Annotated in this window: 17 protein-coding genes; 7 read left to right on the plus strand and 10 right to left on the minus strand. The window is 72.4% G+C overall.

Annotation, left to right across the window (positions count from 1 at the left end):
• Positions 1–144: 144 nt before the first annotated feature.
• The 7 genes from AF335_RS12015 to AF335_RS12045 all read right to left on the minus strand — a co-directional run bounded on the left by AF335_RS12015 (position 145) and on the right by AF335_RS12045 (position 8,804).
• Positions 145–1,722, minus strand: coding sequence for a class I adenylate-forming enzyme family protein (locus AF335_RS12015; protein ID WP_102918313.1), 1,578 nt, complete (start codon positions 1,720–1,722; stop codon positions 145–147).
• 68 nt (positions 1,723–1,790) lie between these two features.
• Positions 1,791–3,689: an anthranilate synthase family protein gene (locus AF335_RS12020; RefSeq protein WP_102918314.1), complete on the minus strand. Its 1,899-nt coding sequence runs from the start codon at positions 3,687–3,689 to the stop codon at positions 1,791–1,793.
• Positions 3,686–4,342, minus strand: coding sequence for an isochorismatase family protein (locus tag AF335_RS12025; protein WP_102918315.1), 657 nt, complete (start codon positions 4,340–4,342; stop codon positions 3,686–3,688). The genes AF335_RS12020 and AF335_RS12025 overlap by 4 nt, the downstream gene beginning before the upstream one ends.
• Positions 4,343–4,411: 69 nt before the next feature.
• The gene (locus tag AF335_RS12030; protein ID WP_102918316.1) at positions 4,412–5,182 is read right to left on the minus strand and encodes a 2,3-dihydro-2,3-dihydroxybenzoate dehydrogenase; all 771 of its coding nucleotides are present in this window, start codon (positions 5,180–5,182) and stop codon (positions 4,412–4,414) included.
• Between the two features lie 159 nt (positions 5,183–5,341).
• On the minus strand, positions 5,342–6,517 hold the full coding sequence (locus tag AF335_RS12035) for a 3-deoxy-7-phosphoheptulonate synthase (RefSeq protein ID WP_102918317.1): 1,176 nt from the start codon (positions 6,515–6,517) through the stop codon (positions 5,342–5,344).
• A gap of 81 nt (positions 6,518–6,598) precedes the next feature.
• Positions 6,599–8,173 (minus strand): carboxylesterase/lipase family protein, encoded by a 1,575-nt coding sequence (locus AF335_RS12040; RefSeq protein WP_102918318.1) that lies wholly within the window; start codon positions 8,171–8,173, stop codon positions 6,599–6,601.
• 1 nt (position 8,174) lies between these two features.
• Complete coding sequence (locus AF335_RS12045) at positions 8,175–8,804, minus strand: flavodoxin family protein (RefSeq protein ID WP_102918319.1); 630 nt, start codon at positions 8,802–8,804, stop codon at positions 8,175–8,177.
• Positions 8,805–9,132: 328 nt separating this feature from the next.
• Between AF335_RS12045 and tal the strand changes: the two genes are divergently transcribed.
• Complete coding sequence (gene tal, locus AF335_RS12050) at positions 9,133–10,281, plus strand: transaldolase (protein ID WP_102918320.1); 1,149 nt, start codon at positions 9,133–9,135, stop codon at positions 10,279–10,281.
• Positions 10,282–10,290: 9 nt separating this feature from the next.
• On the opposite strand, the gene AF335_RS12055 is transcribed toward tal, so the two are convergent.
• Together AF335_RS12055 and AF335_RS12060 are read right to left on the minus strand one after the other, a co-directional pair.
• Positions 10,291–10,593, minus strand: coding sequence for a DUF397 domain-containing protein (locus tag AF335_RS12055; RefSeq protein WP_102918321.1), 303 nt, complete (start codon positions 10,591–10,593; stop codon positions 10,291–10,293).
• On the minus strand, positions 10,590–11,120 hold the full coding sequence (locus AF335_RS12060) for a DUF5753 domain-containing protein (RefSeq protein ID WP_228773627.1): 531 nt from the start codon (positions 11,118–11,120) through the stop codon (positions 10,590–10,592). The genes AF335_RS12055 and AF335_RS12060 overlap by 4 nt, the downstream gene beginning before the upstream one ends.
• 116 nt (positions 11,121–11,236) lie before the next feature.
• Between AF335_RS12060 and AF335_RS12065 the strand changes: the two genes are divergently transcribed.
• Positions 11,237–11,473 (plus strand): hypothetical protein, encoded by a 237-nt coding sequence (locus AF335_RS12065; protein WP_146045504.1) that lies wholly within the window; start codon positions 11,237–11,239, stop codon positions 11,471–11,473.
• Positions 11,474–11,620: 147 nt separating this feature from the next.
• Complete coding sequence (locus AF335_RS12070) at positions 11,621–11,962, plus strand: hypothetical protein (RefSeq protein WP_244926999.1); 342 nt, start codon at positions 11,621–11,623, stop codon at positions 11,960–11,962.
• 340 nt (positions 11,963–12,302) lie between these two features.
• Here AF335_RS12070 and pdxR read toward each other — a convergent pair whose 3' ends face one another.
• The gene (gene pdxR, locus AF335_RS12075; protein WP_184743999.1) at positions 12,303–13,661 is read right to left on the minus strand and encodes a MocR-like pyridoxine biosynthesis transcription factor PdxR; all 1,359 of its coding nucleotides are present in this window, start codon (positions 13,659–13,661) and stop codon (positions 12,303–12,305) included.
• 155 nt (positions 13,662–13,816) lie between these two features.
• On the opposite strand from pdxR, the gene AF335_RS12080 reads away from it, so the two are divergent.
• The 4 genes from AF335_RS12080 to AF335_RS12095 all read left to right on the plus strand — a co-directional run bounded on the left by AF335_RS12080 (position 13,817) and on the right by AF335_RS12095 (position 19,503).
• A complete protein-coding gene (locus AF335_RS12080; protein WP_228773625.1) occupies positions 13,817–14,272 on the plus strand; it encodes a carboxymuconolactone decarboxylase family protein in 456 nt (151 codons plus the stop codon).
• A 141-nt stretch (positions 14,273–14,413) separates the two neighbouring features.
• Complete coding sequence (locus tag AF335_RS12085; protein ID WP_102918326.1) at positions 14,414–15,631, plus strand: MFS transporter; 1,218 nt, start codon at positions 14,414–14,416, stop codon at positions 15,629–15,631.
• 120 nt (positions 15,632–15,751) lie between these two features.
• Positions 15,752–17,278 (plus strand): FAD-binding oxidoreductase, encoded by a 1,527-nt coding sequence (locus AF335_RS12090; protein WP_102918327.1) that lies wholly within the window; start codon positions 15,752–15,754, stop codon positions 17,276–17,278.
• A gap of 278 nt (positions 17,279–17,556) precedes the next feature.
• Positions 17,557–19,503, plus strand: coding sequence for a helix-turn-helix domain-containing protein (locus AF335_RS12095; RefSeq protein WP_102918328.1), 1,947 nt, complete (start codon positions 17,557–17,559; stop codon positions 19,501–19,503).
• Positions 19,504–19,568 lie beyond the last annotated feature (65 nt).

Raw genomic sequence — 19,568 nt, forward strand, 5'->3', positions numbered from 1 at the left:
CTGCGCGGGGCTTTTCCCCTACCCGCCCCTTCCCGAATGTCCTCAAGCGCCGGACGGGCTGAAAATCAGCCCGTCCGGCGTTTGAGGACACCGCGCGTCAGCGCGGAAAAAAGGGGGCCTGGGGGGCGGGGCCGGGGAAAATACCTACGCGCCCTCGCCCGCCCGCTCCCGCAGCCGCCGCGTCAGCTCCAGCCGCTGCACCTTCATCGTCGCCGTCCGCGGCAGCTCCTCCAGCGGCATCAGCACCGGCTCCGCCAGCGCCGGGAAGTCCGCCACCGCCGCCCGCCACCGCTCCGCGTCCAGCGGTACGTCGCCGCGCGTGCAGACGACCGGGAGCGGCTCGTCGGACGGGCCGCGCAGCAGGACGACCTCGGCGAGTTCGGGCAGCCGGCCGAGGACCGTGTCCTCGAACTCCAGGGTGCTGTGGATCGTGGGAACGACGTCGACCTCGCGGTCGAGGAGGTGCAGACAGCCCTCCTCCGTGCGGTAGCCGACGTCCATGCCGCGCCACCAGCCGTCGGCGTCGACCTGCTTGGCGTACCGCTCGCCCTCGCCGAAGTACGTCAGCACCCGGCCCGCGGCCTGCACCTCGATATAGCCGGGGTGCTCCTTGGAGGGCGCCTCGCCGTCCCGGCCGACGAGCCGGAACTTGGTGTCGGCGGGGAACGCGTAGCCCTGGCAGCGGCCGTCCGCGCCGAGGGCGGTCTCCCGGGTGAAGGAGCGGCCGACGAGCGGGCCCGTCTCGCTCTGCCCGTAGATCTGGTAGAAGACCGGGTGGTGCCGGTCGGAGGCGTGCAGCAGCCGGTGCATGGTGCCGGGGTGGATCGCGTCGAAGGTGCTGCTGAAGTACTTCACGTTCGCGAACGGCCTACGGGGGTCGTCCGCGAGCTCCTCCCACTCCATGAAGGAGTTGGGCGCGGACTCGACGAACGCGGGCCGGGTGCGGGCGAAGAGCTCCGCCACCTTCTCCGGGTCCGCGTCGTCCATGACGAGGAACGGGACCCCGCGCGGCAGCAGCACCGCGAGCGCGAGCGGCATCCGGGAGTGGACGTACGACACGTGCAGGGCCACCGTCTCGTGCTCGCGGACGAGGTCGAAGAGCTTCGCCTGCGGGCGGTAGCGGCCGTGGAGCGTGCGCGGCGTGTGCACGAGGAGCTTCGGCAGGCCGGTGGTGCCGGAGGTGTGGGTGATGAGGGCGGGCTCGTCCAGGCCGAGTTCGACCGGAGCCTGGCGGGGCGCGCCCGCGAGGTCGGCCAGCGAGACCGTGCCCTCCCGGGACCCGGCCACGACGAAGATCTCCTTGGCCAGATTGGGCAGCGTGGGGTCGGCGAGCTCGGCGTCGAGCTTGGCCAGGTCCGTCACCAGGTACGGCTGGCCGAGCCGGTCCAGGAGCGCCAGGACGCTCGCGCCGTCGAGCCCCGGGGACAGCTGGACCGGCACGGCGCCGATGCGCGAGACGGCGCACGACAGGATGTTGATGTCGAAGCCGGCCGTCTTGTAGAGCGCCACGTGCTCCCCGGTGCGCACCCCCGCCGCCCAGAGCCGGGCGGCCACGTCGTCGATGTGGTCCGCGAAGGAGGCGAAGGTCAGCTCGGGCCCGGCGCCGGGCAGCAGGGGCATCTCGTGGTCGAGGGTGATCGCCGTGTCCGGGTACCTGGCGGCGGCCCGCTCGGCGACCAGCCCCATGTGGATGCCGGTGTCGCTGGGGGTGATCGGCAGCATGCGTTGCTCCTGGGAAGTCTTGAGAAGTCTTGGAGGGCGTCGGGCCGGCCGGCGGACCGGCCCGCGGATCAGGCGACGGGCGCGCCGCTGAGCAGCCCGGCCAGCAGCGCGCCGGTGATCCGTGGTCCGTCCTGGGTGAGGACGGACTCGGCGTGGAACTGCATGGACGCGAAGTGCGGGCCCCGCAGGGCATGCACCTCACCATTGGCGGGATCGCGGCTGACCTCCACAGTCCCGGCAGTGCCGTACGGGACCGTGTCCGTAGCACTGCGGGCGGCGAAGGTGTTGTAGAAACCGACACGTTCGGGACTGCCGAAGAGATCGATCCCCCGCTGGACACCCTGATTCGGCACCTCACGACGGCCCAGCTCCAGCCCCAGACGCAAACTGAGAACCTGATGGCTCAGGCAGACCGCGAGGAAAGGCCGCCGCTCATCGAGCAGAGTGCCGATCGCCGCGTCCAGGTGAGCGATCTTGGGATGGGAGAGCTCCCTCGGATCACCCGGGCCCGGGCCCATGACCACCAGATCGTGCCCGTCGAAGGAATACGGCTCATCGAAACGGCGAACCGTCACCGTCAAACCCATGGCGCGCAGCTGGTGGTCGATCATGGAGGTGAAGGTGTCCTCGGCATCCACGACCAGGACCCGCCGCCCGGCGAGCACCGGCACGGTGCGGGCCCGCTCGGTGTCGGGGGCCAGCCAGAACCCGGCGATACCCGTATTCCGCTCCGCCAGGGCGGCCCGCACCCGGGGGTGACGGCCGAAACGGCCGGCCCCGTCGTCCTTCAGCGCGGAGATCAGCCCCGCCGCCTTCGCCCGCGTCTCCAGCACCTCCGAACCCGGATCCGAGTGGCGCACCAGCGTGGCCCCGACCCCGATCCGCACCCGCCCCGAACGGTCGATGTCGGCGGTGCGGATGAGGATCGAGGAGTCCAGGACCCGCTGCCCGGCGCTGTCCCTGCCGATGAGGGCGAGCACCCCGCTGTAATAGCCGCGGCCCGACTCCTCATAGCGGTCGATGACCCGGCAGGCACTCTCCAGCGGGCTGCCCGTGACCGTCGGCGCGAACATCGTCTCGCGCAGGATCTCGCGCGGATCCCGGTCCGTACTGCCCTCAATGAGGTACTCGGTGTGCGCGAGACGCGCCATCTCCTTCAGATACGGCCCCACCACCCGGCCGCCACCCGTGCAGATCCGGGCCATCATCTTCAGTTCCTCATCGACCACCATGTACAGCTCATCGGTCTCCTTACGGTCCGCGAGGAAGTCCATGACCTCGGGAAGACTGGGCCCCGCGGCCGGGTAACGGTAGGTCCCGCTGATCGGGTTCATCACCGCCCGGCCCCCCGCGACACTGATGTGCCGCTCCGGAGTCGCGCCCACGAAGGTCCGCTCACCCGTATGCACCAGGAACGTCCAGTACGCCCCCGACTCCCGCTCCAGCAACCGCCGGAAGAACGTCAAAGCATGCTCGGGCCCGTATCCGGTGATGTCCGCGGTGAAAGACCGCTTGATGACGAAATTGGCACCCGTGCCCTCACCGATCTCCTCCGCGATCACCCGCCGCACCATCCGGGCGTACGCGTCATCATCGACGTCGAAATGCTCCCCGGTAAGAGCGAGCGGCACCTCGGGAATCCGGGCCAGAACCTCCGCCACACCCACAACAGCCTGATCAGTCACCGTCATCGCCAGCAACGGAGCACCGTCATCGGCACAGGCGAAACCCCGCTCCGCGATCTGCCGGTACGGAATGACGGCCAGGACCTCGTGGCCGGGGGCCGCGCCGGGCCCGTCCTGCAGCGGGATCCCGGCCAGGGTGTCCGGCGTGGTGACGTCCCCGAGCAGCACGTCGAGGCTGCCCGGTCCGGTCGAGTCCGGCCGGTGGACCAGGGCGAACGCGGGGGCGTCACCGGCGAGTACGCGGTCCAGCGGGCCGGCCGGGAGCCGCCCGGCGGCGCTCATGCCCCGGCCCCGGAGGACGCGCCGGCCAGGTCGGCGGCGAGGCCCTTCGCGGTGGCCACGACGGCGCAGCGCTCGGCCGCGTAGGTCACCGCGAGCCGGTGGTGCTCGGCGGAGAAGTCGGCCACTGCGTCGGCCGCGAGGAAGGTCTGTATGTCGTTGGTGAACGCCTCGACGGCGGTCATCAGGACGCCCACGTGCGCGTACACCCCGCAGACGATCAGCTGGTCGCGGCCCGCGGCCCGCATGCGCTCCAGCAGGTCGGAGCGGAAGAAGGCGCTGTACCGCCACTTGGTGAACACCCAGTCGCCGGGCGCCGGCGCCAGTGCGTCGACGACCTGCCGGTCCTCCGGGTCCACCCGCATCCCCGGCCCCCAGAAGTCCTTCAGCAGGCCGCGCTCGGCGTCGCTCATGCCGCCGGGCTGGGCGGTGTAGGCGACGGGTACGCCCAGGCCCGCGCAGGTCTCCCGGAGCAGCGCGGCGCCCGAGACGAGCTCCTCGCGCAGCCCCTCGGGCAGGGGCTTGAGGAAGTAGCGCTGCATGTCGTGGAGGAGCAGGACCGCGCGGGCCGGGTCGACGGTCCACGGGGCGGTGTTCTCGGGCAGCTCGCCCGCTGTCGGCATCGGGTAGGGCTCGATCGGGGGGATGCCCGCCATGGCACGTCCTCGTCTTCGGTTCGCGTACGGAGGGAGAAACGGAGGGAGATGGGAAACGGGGGAAGGCGGTCAGACGCCGAGGGTGGCGCCGCCGTCGACCGTGAGGTCGTGCATGGTGATGTGCGCGGCCTGGTCGGAGAGGAGGAACGCGACGGCGTTGGCGATGTCCGCGGGGCTGGCCAGCTTGCCCAGCGGGATGCCGACCTTGAAGGTGTCGGTGCGGCCCTCGATGGTGCTCTGCGGGGTGGTCGTCTCGTTCCACATGCTGCTGAGCATCGGGGTGTCCGTGGAGCCGGGCGCCACGACGTTGCAGCGGATGCCGTGCCGGGCGACCTCCAGGCCCAGCGACTTGGTGAACATCGACGCGGCGGCCTTGGAGGCGGCGTAGGCCGCCATCGCCTGCCGGGGGGTGCCCGCGGCGTTGGAGGCCACCGTCACGATCGCGCCGCGGCGGCGCGGGATCATACGGCTGACGGCCGCGCGGGAGAGGTGGAAGACGCCGTCGACGTTGACGGCGAAGATCGCCGCCCAGTCCTCGGAGGGGAAGTCCCGCACCTCGCCGAGGCGCAGCACCCCGGCGGCGTTGACGAGGAACTCCAGGGGGCCGAGGCGGCGTTCGACCTCGGCGACGGTGTCCTCGACCTGCCGGCCGTCGGTGACGTCGCAGTGGAACGCCTCGGCCGTGAGACCGTCGGCGGTCAGTTTCCCGACGGTCTCGTGGAGCGTCTCGGCGTCGCGGTCGACGGCGGCGACGCGTACGCCCTTCTCGCCCAGTGTGCGGGCGACGGCCGCGCCGATGCCGCTGGCGGCGCCGGTGACCAGGGCGGTTCGGTTCTCCATCAGTGTCTCCTCTCCCTAGGGGCGGTGTCCGGCCGGTGCCGGCCGTCCGTGGTGGTGCCGGGCCCGTGGTGCCGGGCCCGTGGTGCCGGGCCCGTGGTGCCGGGCCCGTGGTGCCGGGCCCGTGGTGCCGGGCCCGTGGTGCCGGGCCCGGCGGGCCGGTCAGCCCTGCCAGGCCGAGACGACCTCCAGGGCCTGGGCCGGGTTGAGCCGGGGGTCGCAGAAGCTCGTGTACTTGTCGCCGACGTGCGCCAGCCCGGACTCGTCCCGTACGCACTCGGTGACGTCCTCGGGCGTGGTCTCCAGGTGCAGGCCACCGGCGACGCCGCCGGCCGTGCGGACCGCGTCCTGGAACTCGCGGACCTCCCGGCGGACCGTGTCGACCAGGCGGGTCTTGAGGCCGTCGGGCGCGGTGACGGTGTTGCCGTGCATGGGGTCGGTGAGCCAGCTCACCGGGTGCCCGGCGGCGCGTACGGCCTCGACGAGCGGCGGCAGCCGGTCGGCCACGGCCGTCGCGCCCATGCGGGCGATCAGGGTGAGCCGGCCGTGCTCCCGGCCCGGGTCGAGCCGCTCGCACAGGGCGAGGAGCTCGTCGGTCTCCATGGTGGGGCCGACCTTGCAGGCGACGGGGTTGCCGACGGAGGCGAGGAGGGCGACGTGGGCGCCGTCCACCTGCCGGGTGCGCTCGCCGATCCAGGGCCAGTGGGTGGACGTCAGCCAGGCCCGTCCCTCCTCGTCCCGGCGGACCATGGGCTCCTCGTAGTCGAGGAGCAGGGCCTCGTGGCTCGTCCACACCGGCGGGCAGATGCCGGAGCGGCGGGCGGGGTCGAGCCAGCCGAGGTGGGTCATGGCCTCGCTCGCGGCGAGGTAGCCGGACAGCAGGCGCTGCGGGTCGGGGCGGCGGCGCTCGGGGTGCGGCTCGGGGCTGTTGACCATGTGACCGCGGTAGACCGGCAGTTCCACGCCCCGCACCAGCTCGGTGGGGCGCGAACGCGGCTTGGCGAACTGGCCGGCCATCCGGCCCGCCCGCACCACCGGCTTGTGCGTGATCATCTTCATGGCGCCGGCGAGGACGTCCAGGAGCCCGGCCTTCCGGGCGACGTAGCCGGAGGTGCACTCCGCCGGGTCCTCCGCGCAGTCGCCCGCCTGCACCACCTGCGACTCGCCCCGCGCCACATGGGCGAGGTGGGCGCGCAGGGTGCGGATGTCGGCGGCCCGGACGAGCGCGGGGCGGGAGCGGAGCTCCTGCCGGACGCGCTCGACCTGGGCGGCCGCGTCTCCCCAGTCGGGCTGCTGGAGTGCGGTCTCGGGCCGGGCGTCGAGCACAGCGTTGTTCACGGGGGCTTCTCTCCTGGGCGGTCGCTCGTACGGGCGGTGGGTGTGCGGCCGGTGCCGGGGTGCGGTGGGCGCGGGCGGCGGTCAGGGACAGGGGACGACGCCCGCGGTGTCCCAGAACCGCAGCTGCCGCGTCTTGACGGCCGCGGCGACCCGTGCGACGCCGTCGCCGCCGAGGATCAGGGTGCTGTCGCGCCCGGTCGTGTACACGGGCCAGTCCGGCGTGTGCGCGGCACGGGGGACGCCGGTGCGGGCGAAGGAGGCGACGAGGTCCATGAAGGCGCCGGAGACCGCCGCCTCGGCGGGTCCGTCGCCGAACTCGGCCACGTTCTCCGGCAGCCCGTGGGTGCCGAAGAGGAACTTGGAAGTGCCCTCGTGCGGGGTGCCGAAGTAGGGCGGCCGTACGGGGTGGGCGAACTCCATGACGTACTGCGGGGCGGGCTCCGTGCGGGCGTGCCGTTCGGCGAGCCGCAGGATCTGGAAGCGGAAGAGGAGGTCGCCCCACATCTCCGTCCACAGGGACAGCGGGTCCTGGGGAAGGCCCTCGGCCGCGGCGGCCTCGCGGTACGCGGCGAGGCAGGCGTCCACGAGCGCGTCGTCGGCCCGTACGGCGCCCTTGTGGAGGACGCCGCGGACGGCTTCCCGCAGTTCGGGGCCGGTGACCGGGGCCGGGGGCGCGGTGGGCCGCTCCGGACAGGTGTAGAAGGAGCCCTCGGTGCGGGTGTGGACCACCAGCGAGGGCAGGGCGGGCGACGGGAGCTCGTGGTCGTGGCCGGGCAGCCAGCGGCCGTCGACGACGGGCCCCCGGTACTCCCGCCCGCTGGCCACGGCGCGGTGCTCCGGCGGGCCGGAGAAGATCCGTTCCCAGGCGTCCCGCAGCGCCGCCGCGGGCACGTCGCGCAGGCCCCGCACACTCGTGCCGAAACCTTTCGCCAGGCTCTCGTAGACGGTCCGGGAGTCCTCGGGGGTGAGGGAGTTCGCCGGGGCCCAGATGTGACAGGCGCTGATCGGGACGAGGGCCGCGAGGAGGCCGCCGAGCTCGGGCAGCAGGGCGAGCTGGCGGACGCTCGCGCCGCCGGCCGAGGTGCCGCACAGCACGATCCGGCCCGGGTCGCCGCCGAAGGCCGCGGCGTTGTCGTGGACCCAGCGGACGAGCGCCGCCTGGTCCTGGAGCCCCCAGTTGGCGCGGGACCCGGTCAGCGGGTCCGTGAGCTCCTCGTGGAGGCCGAACCCGAAGACGCCCAGCCGGTAGTTGAAGGTCACCACGACGAGGTCGCCGCGGGCGGCGAGGCGCGCGCCGTCGTAGGTGGGCAGGCTGCCCGCGCCGCGCTCCCAGCCGCCGCCGTGGATGTAGACGAGGACGGGCCGGGCACCGGTGGTGCCCGGGGTCCAGACGTTGGCGTACAGCGAGTCCTCGCTGTGGCCGGGGACGATCGACTGGAAGGACGCCGGGGCGAAGGCGGTGGCGTCCCGCACCCCGTCCCAGGCGGCCGGCGGCCGGGGCGAGGCGAAGCGCAGCCCGCCGACCGGCGGCGCCGCGTACGGCACCCCGCGGAAGACGGCGACGCCGGTGCCGGTCCGCGCGCCGGCGACCGTGCCCGCGGTGGTGTGGGCCACCACCGCGTCCGGCGCGGCTGCCCGTCGATCGGAGGCGCTCATGTCAGGCGGCCTCGAGGCCCTTGCGGAGCGCGGTGGTGATCTCCACCATGCGGCGCGCCTGGTAGGCGATGGCGGCGAGGTTGTCGTCGTCCACATTGCCCGGCTCGTTGCGCGAGACGCTGCTGACGCCGTACGGGTTGCCGTTGGTGGGCGCGAGCTGGATCGGGTCGGCCACGCCGGGCGGGACGACGATGGCGCCCCAGTGGTAGAAGGCGTTGTTCAGCGCCAGGAGGGTGCTCTCCTGGCCGCCGTGCAGGGTCGCGGTGGAGGTGAAGGAGGACATCACCTTGTTGAGCAGGCCGCGGCGGCTGTGCAGCGGGAGCGTGGTGTCGATGAACTGCTTCAGCGGGCCGGACGGGAGGCCGTAGCGGCCCGGGGTGCCCCACAGGACGGCGTCGGCCCAGTCGAGGTCGTCCAGGGTGGCCTCGGCGATGTGCCCGGTGGCCGCGACGTGCTCGTTCCAGGCCGCGGTCCAGGCGTCGTTGCCGGGGACGATGGTCTCCGCGGTGAGGTCGGCGACCCGGCGCAGCCGGACCTCGGCACCGGCCTTCTCGGCGGCGGCGGAGGCGGCCTCGGCGAGCCGGTGGACGTTCCCGGTGGACGACGAGTAGATGACGGCAAACTTGATCACGGAAGAAGAACCCCTCGGCGGGTGGGCGGCTGCGGCCCCGGACGACCGGCGTACCGGATCCGGGGGAAGCGGCCGGTCCGGGCCGACCGGACGTACCAGATGCTGCTTCGCGCGCCGGGAAACTGCCAAGAGTCGCAGGCGGAGTTCGGCGGACTCCGTCAAAAGGAAGTTGATCCATCAAGTCGACGCGCATACGAACGACGGGCAACGGCCGCGCGGTTCCGGTCGTCTACTCAGGAGGCGGACATCCTCTGGTTCGGATCCTGGACGTTCTTTATCCTGAATCCCCACCCCCGATCCCATCCCGCACAGGAGTCGTGACAATTCCATGGAAGAACGGGAGTTGACGGCCGGGAGCCGCGATCTGCGCCGGCTGGCCGCCGAGGGCGTGTCCCCCTGGCTGGACGGTTTCTGCCGGCGGCTGCTCACCTCGGGCGGGCTCACCGACCTCGTCGCGCGGGCCGGCATCCGCGGCGCGACCTCCAACCTGGCCACACTGGCCGCGTCCGTGGAGTCCGGCGACACGGACTACCTCGACCAGCTGCTCTTCCTGTCCTACCGGGACGTCCCGGCGGACGACGCGATCCGCGCCCTGACCGCGTACGACGCCCGGCTGTCCTGCGACGAACTGCTGCCCGTCTTCGAGGAGACCGGCGGCCGCGAGGGCTATGTCTCGGTCGATGTGAACCCCTGGCTGGCGCACGACGCCGCGCTGGTCGCCTCGGAGGCCGGCAAACTGGTCCGCGCGGTCAACCGCCCCAATGTCCTCGCCAAGATCCCCGCCACCCCCGAGGGCCTGGAGGCGATCAGCGAGTGTATCGGCCGGAAGATCGGCGTCCATGCGACGGCCGTCTTCTCGGTGCGCCGCTACGGCGAGGTCGTGGACGCCTATTTCAACGGCCTGGAGCGGGCCCGCGCGGCCGGCCACGACCTCTCTGACATCGTTTCCTTCGCCTCGCTGCCCATCACCTGGTTCGACGCCGAGGTGGACGCCCGCCTGGAGGCCCTGGGCACGGCGGAGGCGCGGGCCATGCGCGGCGAGGCGGCCCTGGCCAGCGCCCGCCTGATCTACCGCCGCTACGAGGACCGGCTGTCCGGCGACCGCTGGCGCGACCTCGCCCGCTCCGGCGCCCGCCCGCAGACGGTCATGTGGGCGAGCACCGCGCCCCGCCGCCCGGGCGCGACGAGCAAGCACTACGCCGAACGCCTGGTCGCCTGGGGCACCGCCAGCGCCCTGCCCCTCTCGGCCCTCGACGAAGGCGCCGACCGGATGTGCCCCTTCGCCGGCGACACCCTCTCCGACTCCTACGGCGCGGCCCGCTCGGTGTGGGAACGGCTCGACGCCATGGGCATCTCCTACCGCGCGGTCGCCGACAAGCTGGAGACCGAAGGCGTGGAATGGCTCCAGACATCATGGAGCCTGCTGTACGCGGCGGTGGAACGGCGGCTGCGGGGGGCGCAGCTGTCGGGGGCGTGAGGTCGCGGATCAGCCGACGGTCAGATCGCCGTCCCGCATCGCGCGGACGAACGACGACCAGGCCGCCGGCCTGAATATGAGCGCGGGGCCGCGCGGGTTCTTGCTGTCGCGGACGGGGACGAGGCCATGGGTGGAATGGGCGGCGGGAGCGCATTCGACGCACATTCCGCCTTCCCCACTGCTGTGGCTCGACGTGGTCCAGGGGATTCCGGAGTGGCTGGTAGGGGCCCATTCGACGCACTGTCCGCCCTGCCCGCTGCTGTAGGTCGACGTGACCCACTTCGCTCCGGATAGATCATGGGTGCGGCTCATCTTCGCAGTTCCTCCATCACCTTGTGCATTTCGGCCAATGCCTTCTGAGGCGAGAGAGCGTCCGCGCGTAGCCGTTCGTAGTCCTCGGTCGCCGTCACCACGCTTGTCGCCTCGTCGACGACACGCCCCAGGCCCCGCGCTTCGGTGTAGAGGGCCGTGGGCTGGTCGCCGAACCGAAGCAGTGTGTACGACTCTCCCGCCGGGGGCGCTCCCGTGTCGAACGGAATTACCTGGAGGGTGGTATGAGGTGACTCCGACATCGCCAGCAGATGCGCCGGCTGTTCGTGCATGATTTCCGGGGAGCCGACCGTCCGCCGCAGGCACGCCTCGTCCAGGATCACCCACAGAAGCGGACGGTCGTCCCTGTCGAGTACGTCATGCCGCTGCAAGCGCGCCGCGACCCGCTCGGCGATCGCCGCCGAATCTTCGCGCGGGAGTGCGGCCCGGAACACCGCGCTCGCGAACCTCGTCGCCGTATGAAGACCCTGAACCGTTGGTTGACGCCAAAGCGCGCACCGCCCTCTCATCACACTTCACATGTGATGCCTCAAACACTGTTGCGCAGGTCAGAGGCAGACAACTCTGGGTGCTCCACTAGGAGTTGCCCGCTCCGCAAGAGCGGGACACGATGGAGGTCCTGCCCATGCGCACCACTATGCCCGCCCACGGTGAGGAACCGAGGCCACTCACCGCGGCGGAGACGCTGAGCGCACGCGTCGAGGTGGCCAACAAGGCCAGTGAGGACGCCGCCTGGCTCGTCGACGCCAGGCTCTCCATGGCGCGCGTCGTCGAGCTGAGGGCCGGGCGCTGGGAGAACGCGCTGCGGATCGACCAGGAGCTGCGTGAGCTTCGTGGCGCGACACGGAACCCGGACGAGTGACGGCGAGTCGAACAGGTCCGTCAAGGGCGGCCCTGCGAGGACGCATGCCCGGATGGGTGCCGGAGGGAATCAGCCGCTTCCGGCCCGCCGCCGCCACTGCGACACACCCCGCCGGACTGACAGCATGAGACGGAGGAGGTGCTGAACGTGATCGATGAAGCCGGGCGTGCCGACACACCGCAGGCCCAGGACGGCGACATGCTCCGCGTCGAGGTCAACGGTTCAGGGTGGGTCAACGGCGTCGAGGGCGTCGTCGCCGGAACCTGGGAGGGCCGGCTACGGATCAGGCTCACCAAGAACGCGCTACCGGGCGTGGAGGCGGTCCTCTTGGAGAAGGACGCGCTGTGGCAACGGATCGGGGTGGTCAAACCCATGCCTCTGTGCTCGTCGTGCGGAGGAAGCGGAAAGATCGAGTGGACCGACGAAGAGGGATGGGATCACGAGGCACTGTGCCAGACGTGCAATGGGGAAGGTGAAGTGAACTCCTGACCCCTCCGGCAGAACAGGCCCTTCCCGGAACCGCGGGAAGGGCCTTCGGGAGACTGACGTCCGCGGTACGGGCGCAGGGCAGGGGCGGGAAGCCCGGAGCTCGGTCTCTTCTCCGGGTGGCGCGCCGTTCCGTACGCTACGGTGAATCCCAGAGACACCCCTTACGCCGGGCCTGGAAGGCCGGCGCAAGGGAAAGCCCGCCGCGGGTGGCTGGAGATTGTTCCCGCGACGGGCTGACCGAAGAGGTGGCCGTTCGGGACCTAATGGATGTAGGCCCCGCCGGTCATCCCTTGCCGATCAATCCCCGCGCGGCGGCACCCGACCCCGCACCCGTAACCGCCTACCCCACCCGCATCCCCCGCCCCGGCACAGGCGCCCCCTCCGGCAGCGGCAGCGCCTCGCACAGTGCCTCCAGCGCGCCCGAGAACGAGTGCTCCGGCGGGGTTCCGTACCCCACCACCAGGCCGTCCGACGGGGCTCCCGCGCCCGCCGCGTGGCGGTAGAGGGACAGGCCCTCCAGCGCCAGGCCCTGCCAGGCCGCCGCCTTGACGACCGACGCCTCGGTGCCCGGCGGCAGTTCGAGCACGGCGTGCAGGCCCGCCGCGATGCCGGTGACCCGTACGTGCGGCGCGCGCTCGGCGAGCACCTCGATGAGCTGGTCGCGGCGGCGGCGGTAGTGCCGGCGCATCCGTCGCACATGGCGGTCGTACGAGCCGGAGTCCAGGAAGTCCGCCAGGGTCAGCTGTTCCAGGGCGCTGGCCCAGGGCTCCCGTTCGCCCTTGGCCTCCACCACCTCGTCGACCAGCCCGCCCGGCAGCACCATCCACCCCAGCCGCAGCGCGGGCGAGAGGCTCTTGCTGACCGAGCCGATGTAGACGACCCGGTCCGGGTCGAGGCCCTGCACCGCGCCGATGGGCTGCCGGTCGTAGCGGAACTCCCCGTCGTAGTCGTCCTCCAGCACCAGGCCGCCCTCGGCCCGCGCCCAGTCGATGACGGCGGACCGCCGCTCGTGGTGCAAGGGGCCACCGGTCGGAAACTGGTGAGCAGGTGTCAGCAGAACCGTTTCCGCGCCGGTGTCCGCGAGGTCCTCCACACGGGCGCCGTACGCGTCCACCGGCAGGTCGACCGTCCGCAGCCCGGCGGCGGAGAGCAGGTGGCGGTAGTAGCCCAGGCCGTAGGACTCCACGGCGACGGTCCCGGTGCGGACCTCGCCCAGCAGCCGCAGCGCCCCGGCGAAGCCCGAGCAGATGACGATGCGGTCCGGGTCCGCGCGCACGCCGCGGGCCCGGGCCAGGTACTCGGCGACCGAGCGGCGCAGCTCCGCACGGCCGCGCGGATCGCCGGGCCCGAAGGCGTCGTTGGGCGCCGCCGTGAGCGCGCGGCGGGCCGAGGCCAGCCACGCGGAGCGCGGGAAGGCGGAGGCGTCCGGGGTGCCCTGCACCAGGTTGTAGCGGGCGCGCGGCACCCGGTCGGGCGCGGTGGGCCTGCGCTGCCGCTGGTCGGCGAGCCGGGCCCGGCGGGCCACATAGGTGCCGGAGCCCTGCCGGGCGGTCAGCCAGCCCTCGGCGACCAGCTCGGCGTACGCCTCGGCGACGGTGTTGCGCGCCAGCCCCAGATCGGTGGCCAGCGAGCGGTAGGGGGGCAATTTGGTGCCGGGGGCGAGCCGACCGGTGCGGATGGCGTCGCGCAGCGCGCTCATCAGCGCACCGCGGCGACCGCCCGCCGGTGAATCAGGAAGCTCCAGATGGAGATCGCTGCCCAGGCTTCCCGCCGGATCGACGCGCGCATTGACCTTCGATTTCACCCCGGAATTGCACCACACCCGCGACCGGTCGGCTCCCTAGAGTCATTGACATGACCGTTCCAGAGCTCGACCAGCGCATGAACTTCACCAAGGCCGCGCCCAAGGTCTTCAAGGCCATGATCGCCCTGGACACGGCCGCCCGGGCGGGTCTCGACCCGGTACTGATCGACCTCGTGCAGATCCGCGCCTCGCAGATCAACCACTGCGCCTACTGCATCGACATGCACACCAAGGAGGCGCGCAAGGCGGGCGAGCGCGAGGAGCGCATCTACCAGCTCAACGCCTGGCGCGAGGCCGGCCTGTTCACGGAGCGCGAGAAGGCCGCGCTCGGCCTGACCGAGGCGGTCACGGAGCTCGGCGAGGGCGGGGTGTCCGACGCGGTGTACGCGGCGGCCGCCCGGCACTTCGAGGAGGAGGAACTCGCCCAGCTGATCGCGCTGATCTTCACCATCAACGCCTGGAACCGCATCGCGGTCCCCACCCGGAAGATCCCCGGCACCGAGTGACCCCGCCGGCCCTCCCGCGGACCCGCGCGTAGTCCACGGGAACCTTCCTCCTCATCGGTTCGGGACGCCGGGCCGCGGCACACCCGTATCCCCCGTTCCTGGTGCGCGCCCCCGCGCGCTCTTGCTGAAGGCTGTGAGGAATTGACCTCTGTCGCATCCCCGTCCCCCGCCACGGGCACCGGAAGATCCCCGGTCAAGGGCTGGTTCGCCGTCGCGGCGGTCACCCTGGGCATCTTCTGCCTGATGACCTCCGAACTGCTGCCGGTGGGCCTGCTCACCCCGGTCGGCGACGCCCTGCACGTCTCCGAGGGCACGGCCGGCCTGATGGTCACCGTCCCCGGCCTGGTCGCCGCGCTCTCCGCGCCGATCGTCACCGTCGCCACCGGCCGGATCGACCGCCGGATCGTCCTGGGCGTCCTGGTCGGCCTGGTGGGCGCGGCCAACCTCGCCTCCGCGTTCGCCGACCACTTCGCGATCGTGCTGGGCGCCCGCTTCCTCGTCGGCATAGCCGTCGGCGGCTTCTGGGCCATCGCGGGCGGCATCGCCCTGCGGCTGGTGCCCGAGGAGCACGTCGGCCGGGCCATGGCGATCATCTTCGGCGGCGTCGAGACCGCCTCCGTGCTCGGCGTCCCGACCGGCACCCTGCTGGGCGACCTCAGCGGCTGGCGCACCGCGTTCGCGGCCGTCGGCGGCCTGGGCCTGACCGCCCTCGTCCTGATGGTCTTCCTGCTGCCGCCGCTGCCCGCCGACGAGTCGCTGACCTTCGCCGAACTCCCCAGGATCTTCAAGTCCAACCGGGGCGTACGGATCGGCATCGCCATCACGTTCCTGCTGATCACCGGGCACTTCGTGGCCTACACCTTCGTCCGGCCGATCCTCCAGGACGCGGGCATCTCCGGAAACCGGGTCAGCATGATGCTGCTGATCTTCGGAGTCGCCGGCATCATCGGCAACTTCCTCGCGGGTGCCAAGGTCGGTCAGCACGTCCGGACGATCGTCCTCGCGATCTCGGTGGTGCTGACCGCCGCGATGGTGCTGTTCGCCGTCACCGGCGGCGGCCTCGCCGTGGGCATCGCCCTGCTGGTCCTGTGGGGCCTGGGCTACGGCGCCGTGCCGGTGAGCCTCCAGACCTGGATCCTCAAGGCCGCCCCGGACGCCACCGAGGCCGCGTCCTCGCTGTACGTCTCGATGTTCAACTTCTCCATCGCGCTCGGCGCCCTGATCGGCGGGCTGGCCTTCGACAGCCTCGCCATGACCAGCGTGCTCTGGATCGGCGCCGCCCTGGCCGTCCTCACCCTGGCCGTGGCCGGCGGCCGGACCAAGGGCCTGCTGTCCACCGAGCCCACCGCGGGGCACTGACCCCGCCACCTGAACCCGCCCCCGCATTCAATCCCCCGGAGTGCGGGGGCGACCCCCGCCCCCTCCCCGATCCCCCCGGATCCCCCCGTTCCACCTTCCTGTTCCGATGAAAGGCCGCACATGTCCGACGCAAACCGCCCGTCGTCCGCCGTGGGCGCCGCGGACCCGCGCTACGAGGCCCTGGCCACGCGGGGCAACAACAAGCGGTTCACCGCCCGCCCGGAGGAGTTCCGGGTCGTCACCACGACCGCCGAGGTGGTCGCGGCCGTGGGCGACGCCGTACGCGCCGGACAGCGCATAGCCGTCCGCAGCGGCGGCCACGGCTACGAGAACGCCGTCGGCGAGCCCGGCGTCCAGCTCGTCCTCGACCTCGGCGAGATGCGCGCCGTCGCCTTCGACGCCGAGCGCGACGCCTTCATGGTCGAGCCCGGGGCGCGCCTCCTGAAGGACGTCTACGGGCCCATGTACGAGCGCTGGGGCGTCGCGATCCCCGCGGGCAACAGCAACACCGTCGGCGTCGGCGGCCATGTGCAGGGCGGCGGCTACGGCTCGCTGTGCCGGGCGCACGGCCTGACCGTCGACCACCTGGCGACCGTGGAGGTCGTCACCGTCGACGCCGCGGGCGAGGTCCGCGCGGTCGTCGCCACCCGGGAGCCGGACGACCCGCACCACGACCTGTGGTGGGCGCTGACCGGTGGCGGCGGCGGCAACTTCGGCGTCGTCACCCGCTTCTGGTTCCGCACCCCCGGCGCCGAGGGATCCGACCCGGCGGCCCTGCTGCCCCGGCCGCCCGCCGAGGTGATCACCAGCACCGTCCTCTTCCCGCGCCCGGGCCTGGACAAGCCGGCCATGCGGGCGCTGGTCGGCGGCTTCGGCCGCTGGCACGAGCGCAACAGCGCGCCGGACTCCCCGTACGCCCACCTCTTCGCGAGCCTGGTGCTGCTCGGCCGGAACCCGGACCCCGAGAAGGACATGGGCGCCGTCCTGGTCACCCACATGGATGCCACCCGGCCGGACGCGGAGCGGCTGCTCGCGGACTTCCTCGACGAGGTGGCCGGGCAGCCCGGCCTCGCGCCGGTGGTCCTGCCGCCCGAGACCGTGTCGTGGCTCGACTCCAAGAAGGCCCTCGGGGACGCGCAGGACGCCGAGATCGGCCGGCAGAAGGTGAAGTCCGCCAACCTGCGTCGCGCGTTCACCGACGACCAGGCCGACGCCCTGCACACCTTCCTGAACGACGACGACCACGCGAACGACAGCAGCCTGGTCGCCCTCGACTCGTACGGCGGCCGCGTCAGCACCGTCGCGCCGGACGCCACCGCCGTCGCGCAGCGCGACTCGGTGCTGAAGGTCCTGTTCATGAACACCTGGCAGGACGCGGCCGACGACGCGGTCAACCTCGGCTGGCTGCGGCGCTTCCACGGCGCCGTGTTCGCGAAGACCGGCGGCGTGCCCGCGCCCGACGACTCCCAGGACGGCGCGTTCGTCAACTTCGCCGACACCGACCTGGCCGACCCCGAGTGGAACACCTCGGACAGCCCCTGGCACGAGCTCTACTACAAGGACAACTACCCCCGGCTGCAGAGCGTCCGGGCGGCGTACGACCCGCGCGGCGTCTTCGGCCACGCCCTGTCGGTCCGCACGCCCTGACCTCCTGACAGGGCCCCCAGGCCCTCTTGATCGTTCCGAGTCGCGCGAGGACAATTCCGGTACACACCAACGCGACTGTGCGCGACGCCCGGCGTCGCCGGAATCGACCGCGCCCGGCGGGGAAACTCCGCCCCCCGGGTGCGGTCGACGCCTGCGCAAATGGCAATGCTTTGTTCACGTCCGTTGATATGAACGGACGTTGACTCCGGCATTACTCGATGCGTAGCTTCCGACATGTACGCCGCGAACGATCTCTGCGTTGCACCTGGGGGGGCAAAATGGGAAACGTTGCGTCACAAGGGAGGGCGACGGACTCCAGTGCGTTCGCCGTGCTGGAGTTGCTGGCCGACGAAGCGCCGATAGACCAATTCGAATCGCTCGTGGAAGAGGCCCGCTGGCGTGGGACCACGGGTGCCGAACTGGCATTCCTGGAAAAAGCCAAGCGGCTCGGCATGGCCATCTACGCACAGGCCGAACGGCGGCAGCGGAAGGAGGCCCGGCTCTCCGCGTTCATCGAAACGGCGCGCACCCTCGCCAATACGCAGGACCTGCCGGAACTGCTCACCACGCTCGCCAAGGAGGCCCGCCGGCTCTTCGAGGTCGACCTGGCGTACGTCACCACCTTCGACCGGACGCCCGGACTCGTCTCCGTCAGCGCCTTCGACGGGCATACGACCGTCCTCGCGCCCGGCCTCACCGTGCCCGACGACACGGCGCTGAGCGGCGGCCCGACCCCGTTCTGGACGCCCGACTACGCGGCGGACGAGCGGGTCGGCCACAGCCGGGCCGTCGACGGGCTGATGAAGTCCGAGCGCGTGCGCGCCCTCATGTCCGTCCCCCTCAACGACGGCGCCCGGCCGGTCGGCACGCTGTACGTGGCCAGCAGGTGCATGCGCTACTTCACGGCGGGCGAGGTGTCCCTCATGGCCTCGCTCGGCGAGCTCGGCGGGGTGGCCATCGGCAAGGCCCGCTTCCTGGAGCGCGCCACCGACGTCATCGCCGAGCTGGAGCGGCACAAGGCCGGGGCGCGCGGCGTCCGGGAGACCACGAACCTGCACGGCCGACTGATGGAGGTCGTCCTGCGCGGCGGCGAGCTGCCCGCGCTGGCCCGGGAGGCCGCCGCGGGCCTCGGCGGCGCCCTGCGGGTCCACGGCGCGGACGGCGCGGTGCTGGCGACGGCCGGCGAGATGCCCGCGGAGGCCGGGGCGGACGCGGTGCGCGCGCTCGTCGAGGCGGCGGGGGCGCGGCCGCCGCGCGAGCCCGCGCTGCTCGACGGCGGGCTGTGGGCCGCCCCGGTCCTCGCCGGCTCCGAGGACCTCGGGACGCTGCTGTTCAGCCCCCGTCACCCGCTCGGCGAGCAGGACGTACCGCTGCTCGCCCTCGTCGCCCAGACCGTCGCGGCCCAGCTGCTGCTGCGCGCCGCCCGGCAGGAGACGGCCGCGGGCCACGACCGCGACTGGCTGCTGGAGGACCTGCTGGCCGGTCCGGCCCGGCCGGCCGGGCGGTTCCGCGAGCGCGCGGCCCGGCTCGGCGTCGACCTCGGGCTGCCGCACGTGGTGGTGGTCGCCCGGCCCGAGGGCGAGCACAAGGACAAGCTGGACCTCTGGGCCTCCTCGTACGCCCGCCGCCACAACGGCCTCAAGGGCATGCACGCGGGAAGCGCCGTCCTGCTGCTGCCGGGTACGGACGCGACGGCGGCGGCCGAGCAGGTCTCGCGAGCGCTCGCGCCCGTGCTGGACCGGCCGGTGACCGTCTGCGCGTCCGGTCCGGTCGCCGCGGGCGAGGACGGCGGCGGCATCGCCCGCGCCCACGAGGAGGCGCTGCGCTGCCTGGAGGCGATGATCGCGCTCGGCGCCACCGGGGGCTTCGCCTCCGCCCGGGAGCACGGCTTCCTGGGCGTGCTGCTGTCGGACACCCATGACGTCGAGGGCTTCATCCGGTCCATGATCGGACCGCTGGCCGACTACGACGCGCAGCGCTTCACCGAGTTCACGCCGACCCTGGCCGCGTACTTCGACGCGCGGGGCAACATCACGCAGACGGCCGAGAGGCTGCATGTGCACCCGAACACGGTGGCGCGGCGGCTGGACCGGATCAGCGAGCTGTTAGGCACGGGGTGGCAGCAGTCCGAGCGGGCCTTCGAGATCCAGCTCGCGCTGCGGCTGTCCCGGATCCAGCACTTACTGAAGAAGCGCAGGCCGAGTTCCAGCCCGTCCGGCGTTTGAGGACCGGGGTCCGGGGCGGAGCCCCGGTACCGGGAAGGGGCGGGTAGGGGAAAAGGCCCCGCGCA

This window comes from Streptomyces eurocidicus (assembly GCF_002891295.1).
Lineage (GTDB): Bacteria > Actinomycetota > Actinomycetes > Streptomycetales > Streptomycetaceae > Streptomyces > Streptomyces eurocidicus.

Coding starts and splice junctions, on each gene's coding strand:
- AF335_RS12015 (WP_102918313.1), bottom strand. CDS start 1,722: ATGCTGCCGATCACCCCCAGCGACACCGGCATCCACATGGGGCTGGTC.
- AF335_RS12020 (WP_102918314.1), bottom strand. CDS start 3,689: ATGAGCGCCGCCGGGCGGCTCCCGGCCGGCCCGCTGGACCGCGTACTC.
- AF335_RS12025 (WP_102918315.1), bottom strand. CDS start 4,342: ATGGCGGGCATCCCCCCGATCGAGCCCTACCCGATGCCGACAGCGGGC.
- AF335_RS12030 (WP_102918316.1), bottom strand. CDS start 5,182: ATGGAGAACCGAACCGCCCTGGTCACCGGCGCCGCCAGCGGCATCGGC.
- AF335_RS12040 (WP_102918318.1), bottom strand. CDS start 8,173: ATGAGCGCCTCCGATCGACGGGCAGCCGCGCCGGACGCGGTGGTGGCC.
- tal (WP_102918320.1), top strand. CDS start 9,133: ATGGAAGAACGGGAGTTGACGGCCGGGAGCCGCGATCTGCGCCGGCTG.
- AF335_RS12055 (WP_102918321.1), bottom strand. CDS start 10,593: ATGAGCCGCACCCATGATCTATCCGGAGCGAAGTGGGTCACGTCGACC.
- AF335_RS12060 (WP_228773627.1), bottom strand. CDS start 11,120: ATGAGAGGGCGGTGCGCGCTTTGGCGTCAACCAACGGTTCAGGGTCTT.
- AF335_RS12065 (WP_146045504.1), top strand. CDS start 11,237: ATGCGCACCACTATGCCCGCCCACGGTGAGGAACCGAGGCCACTCACC.
- pdxR (WP_184743999.1), bottom strand. CDS start 13,661: ATGAGCGCGCTGCGCGACGCCATCCGCACCGGTCGGCTCGCCCCCGGC.
- AF335_RS12080 (WP_228773625.1), top strand. CDS start 13,817: ATGACCGTTCCAGAGCTCGACCAGCGCATGAACTTCACCAAGGCCGCG.
- AF335_RS12090 (WP_102918327.1), top strand. CDS start 15,752: ATGTCCGACGCAAACCGCCCGTCGTCCGCCGTGGGCGCCGCGGACCCG.
- AF335_RS12095 (WP_102918328.1), top strand. CDS start 17,557: ATGGGAAACGTTGCGTCACAAGGGAGGGCGACGGACTCCAGTGCGTTC.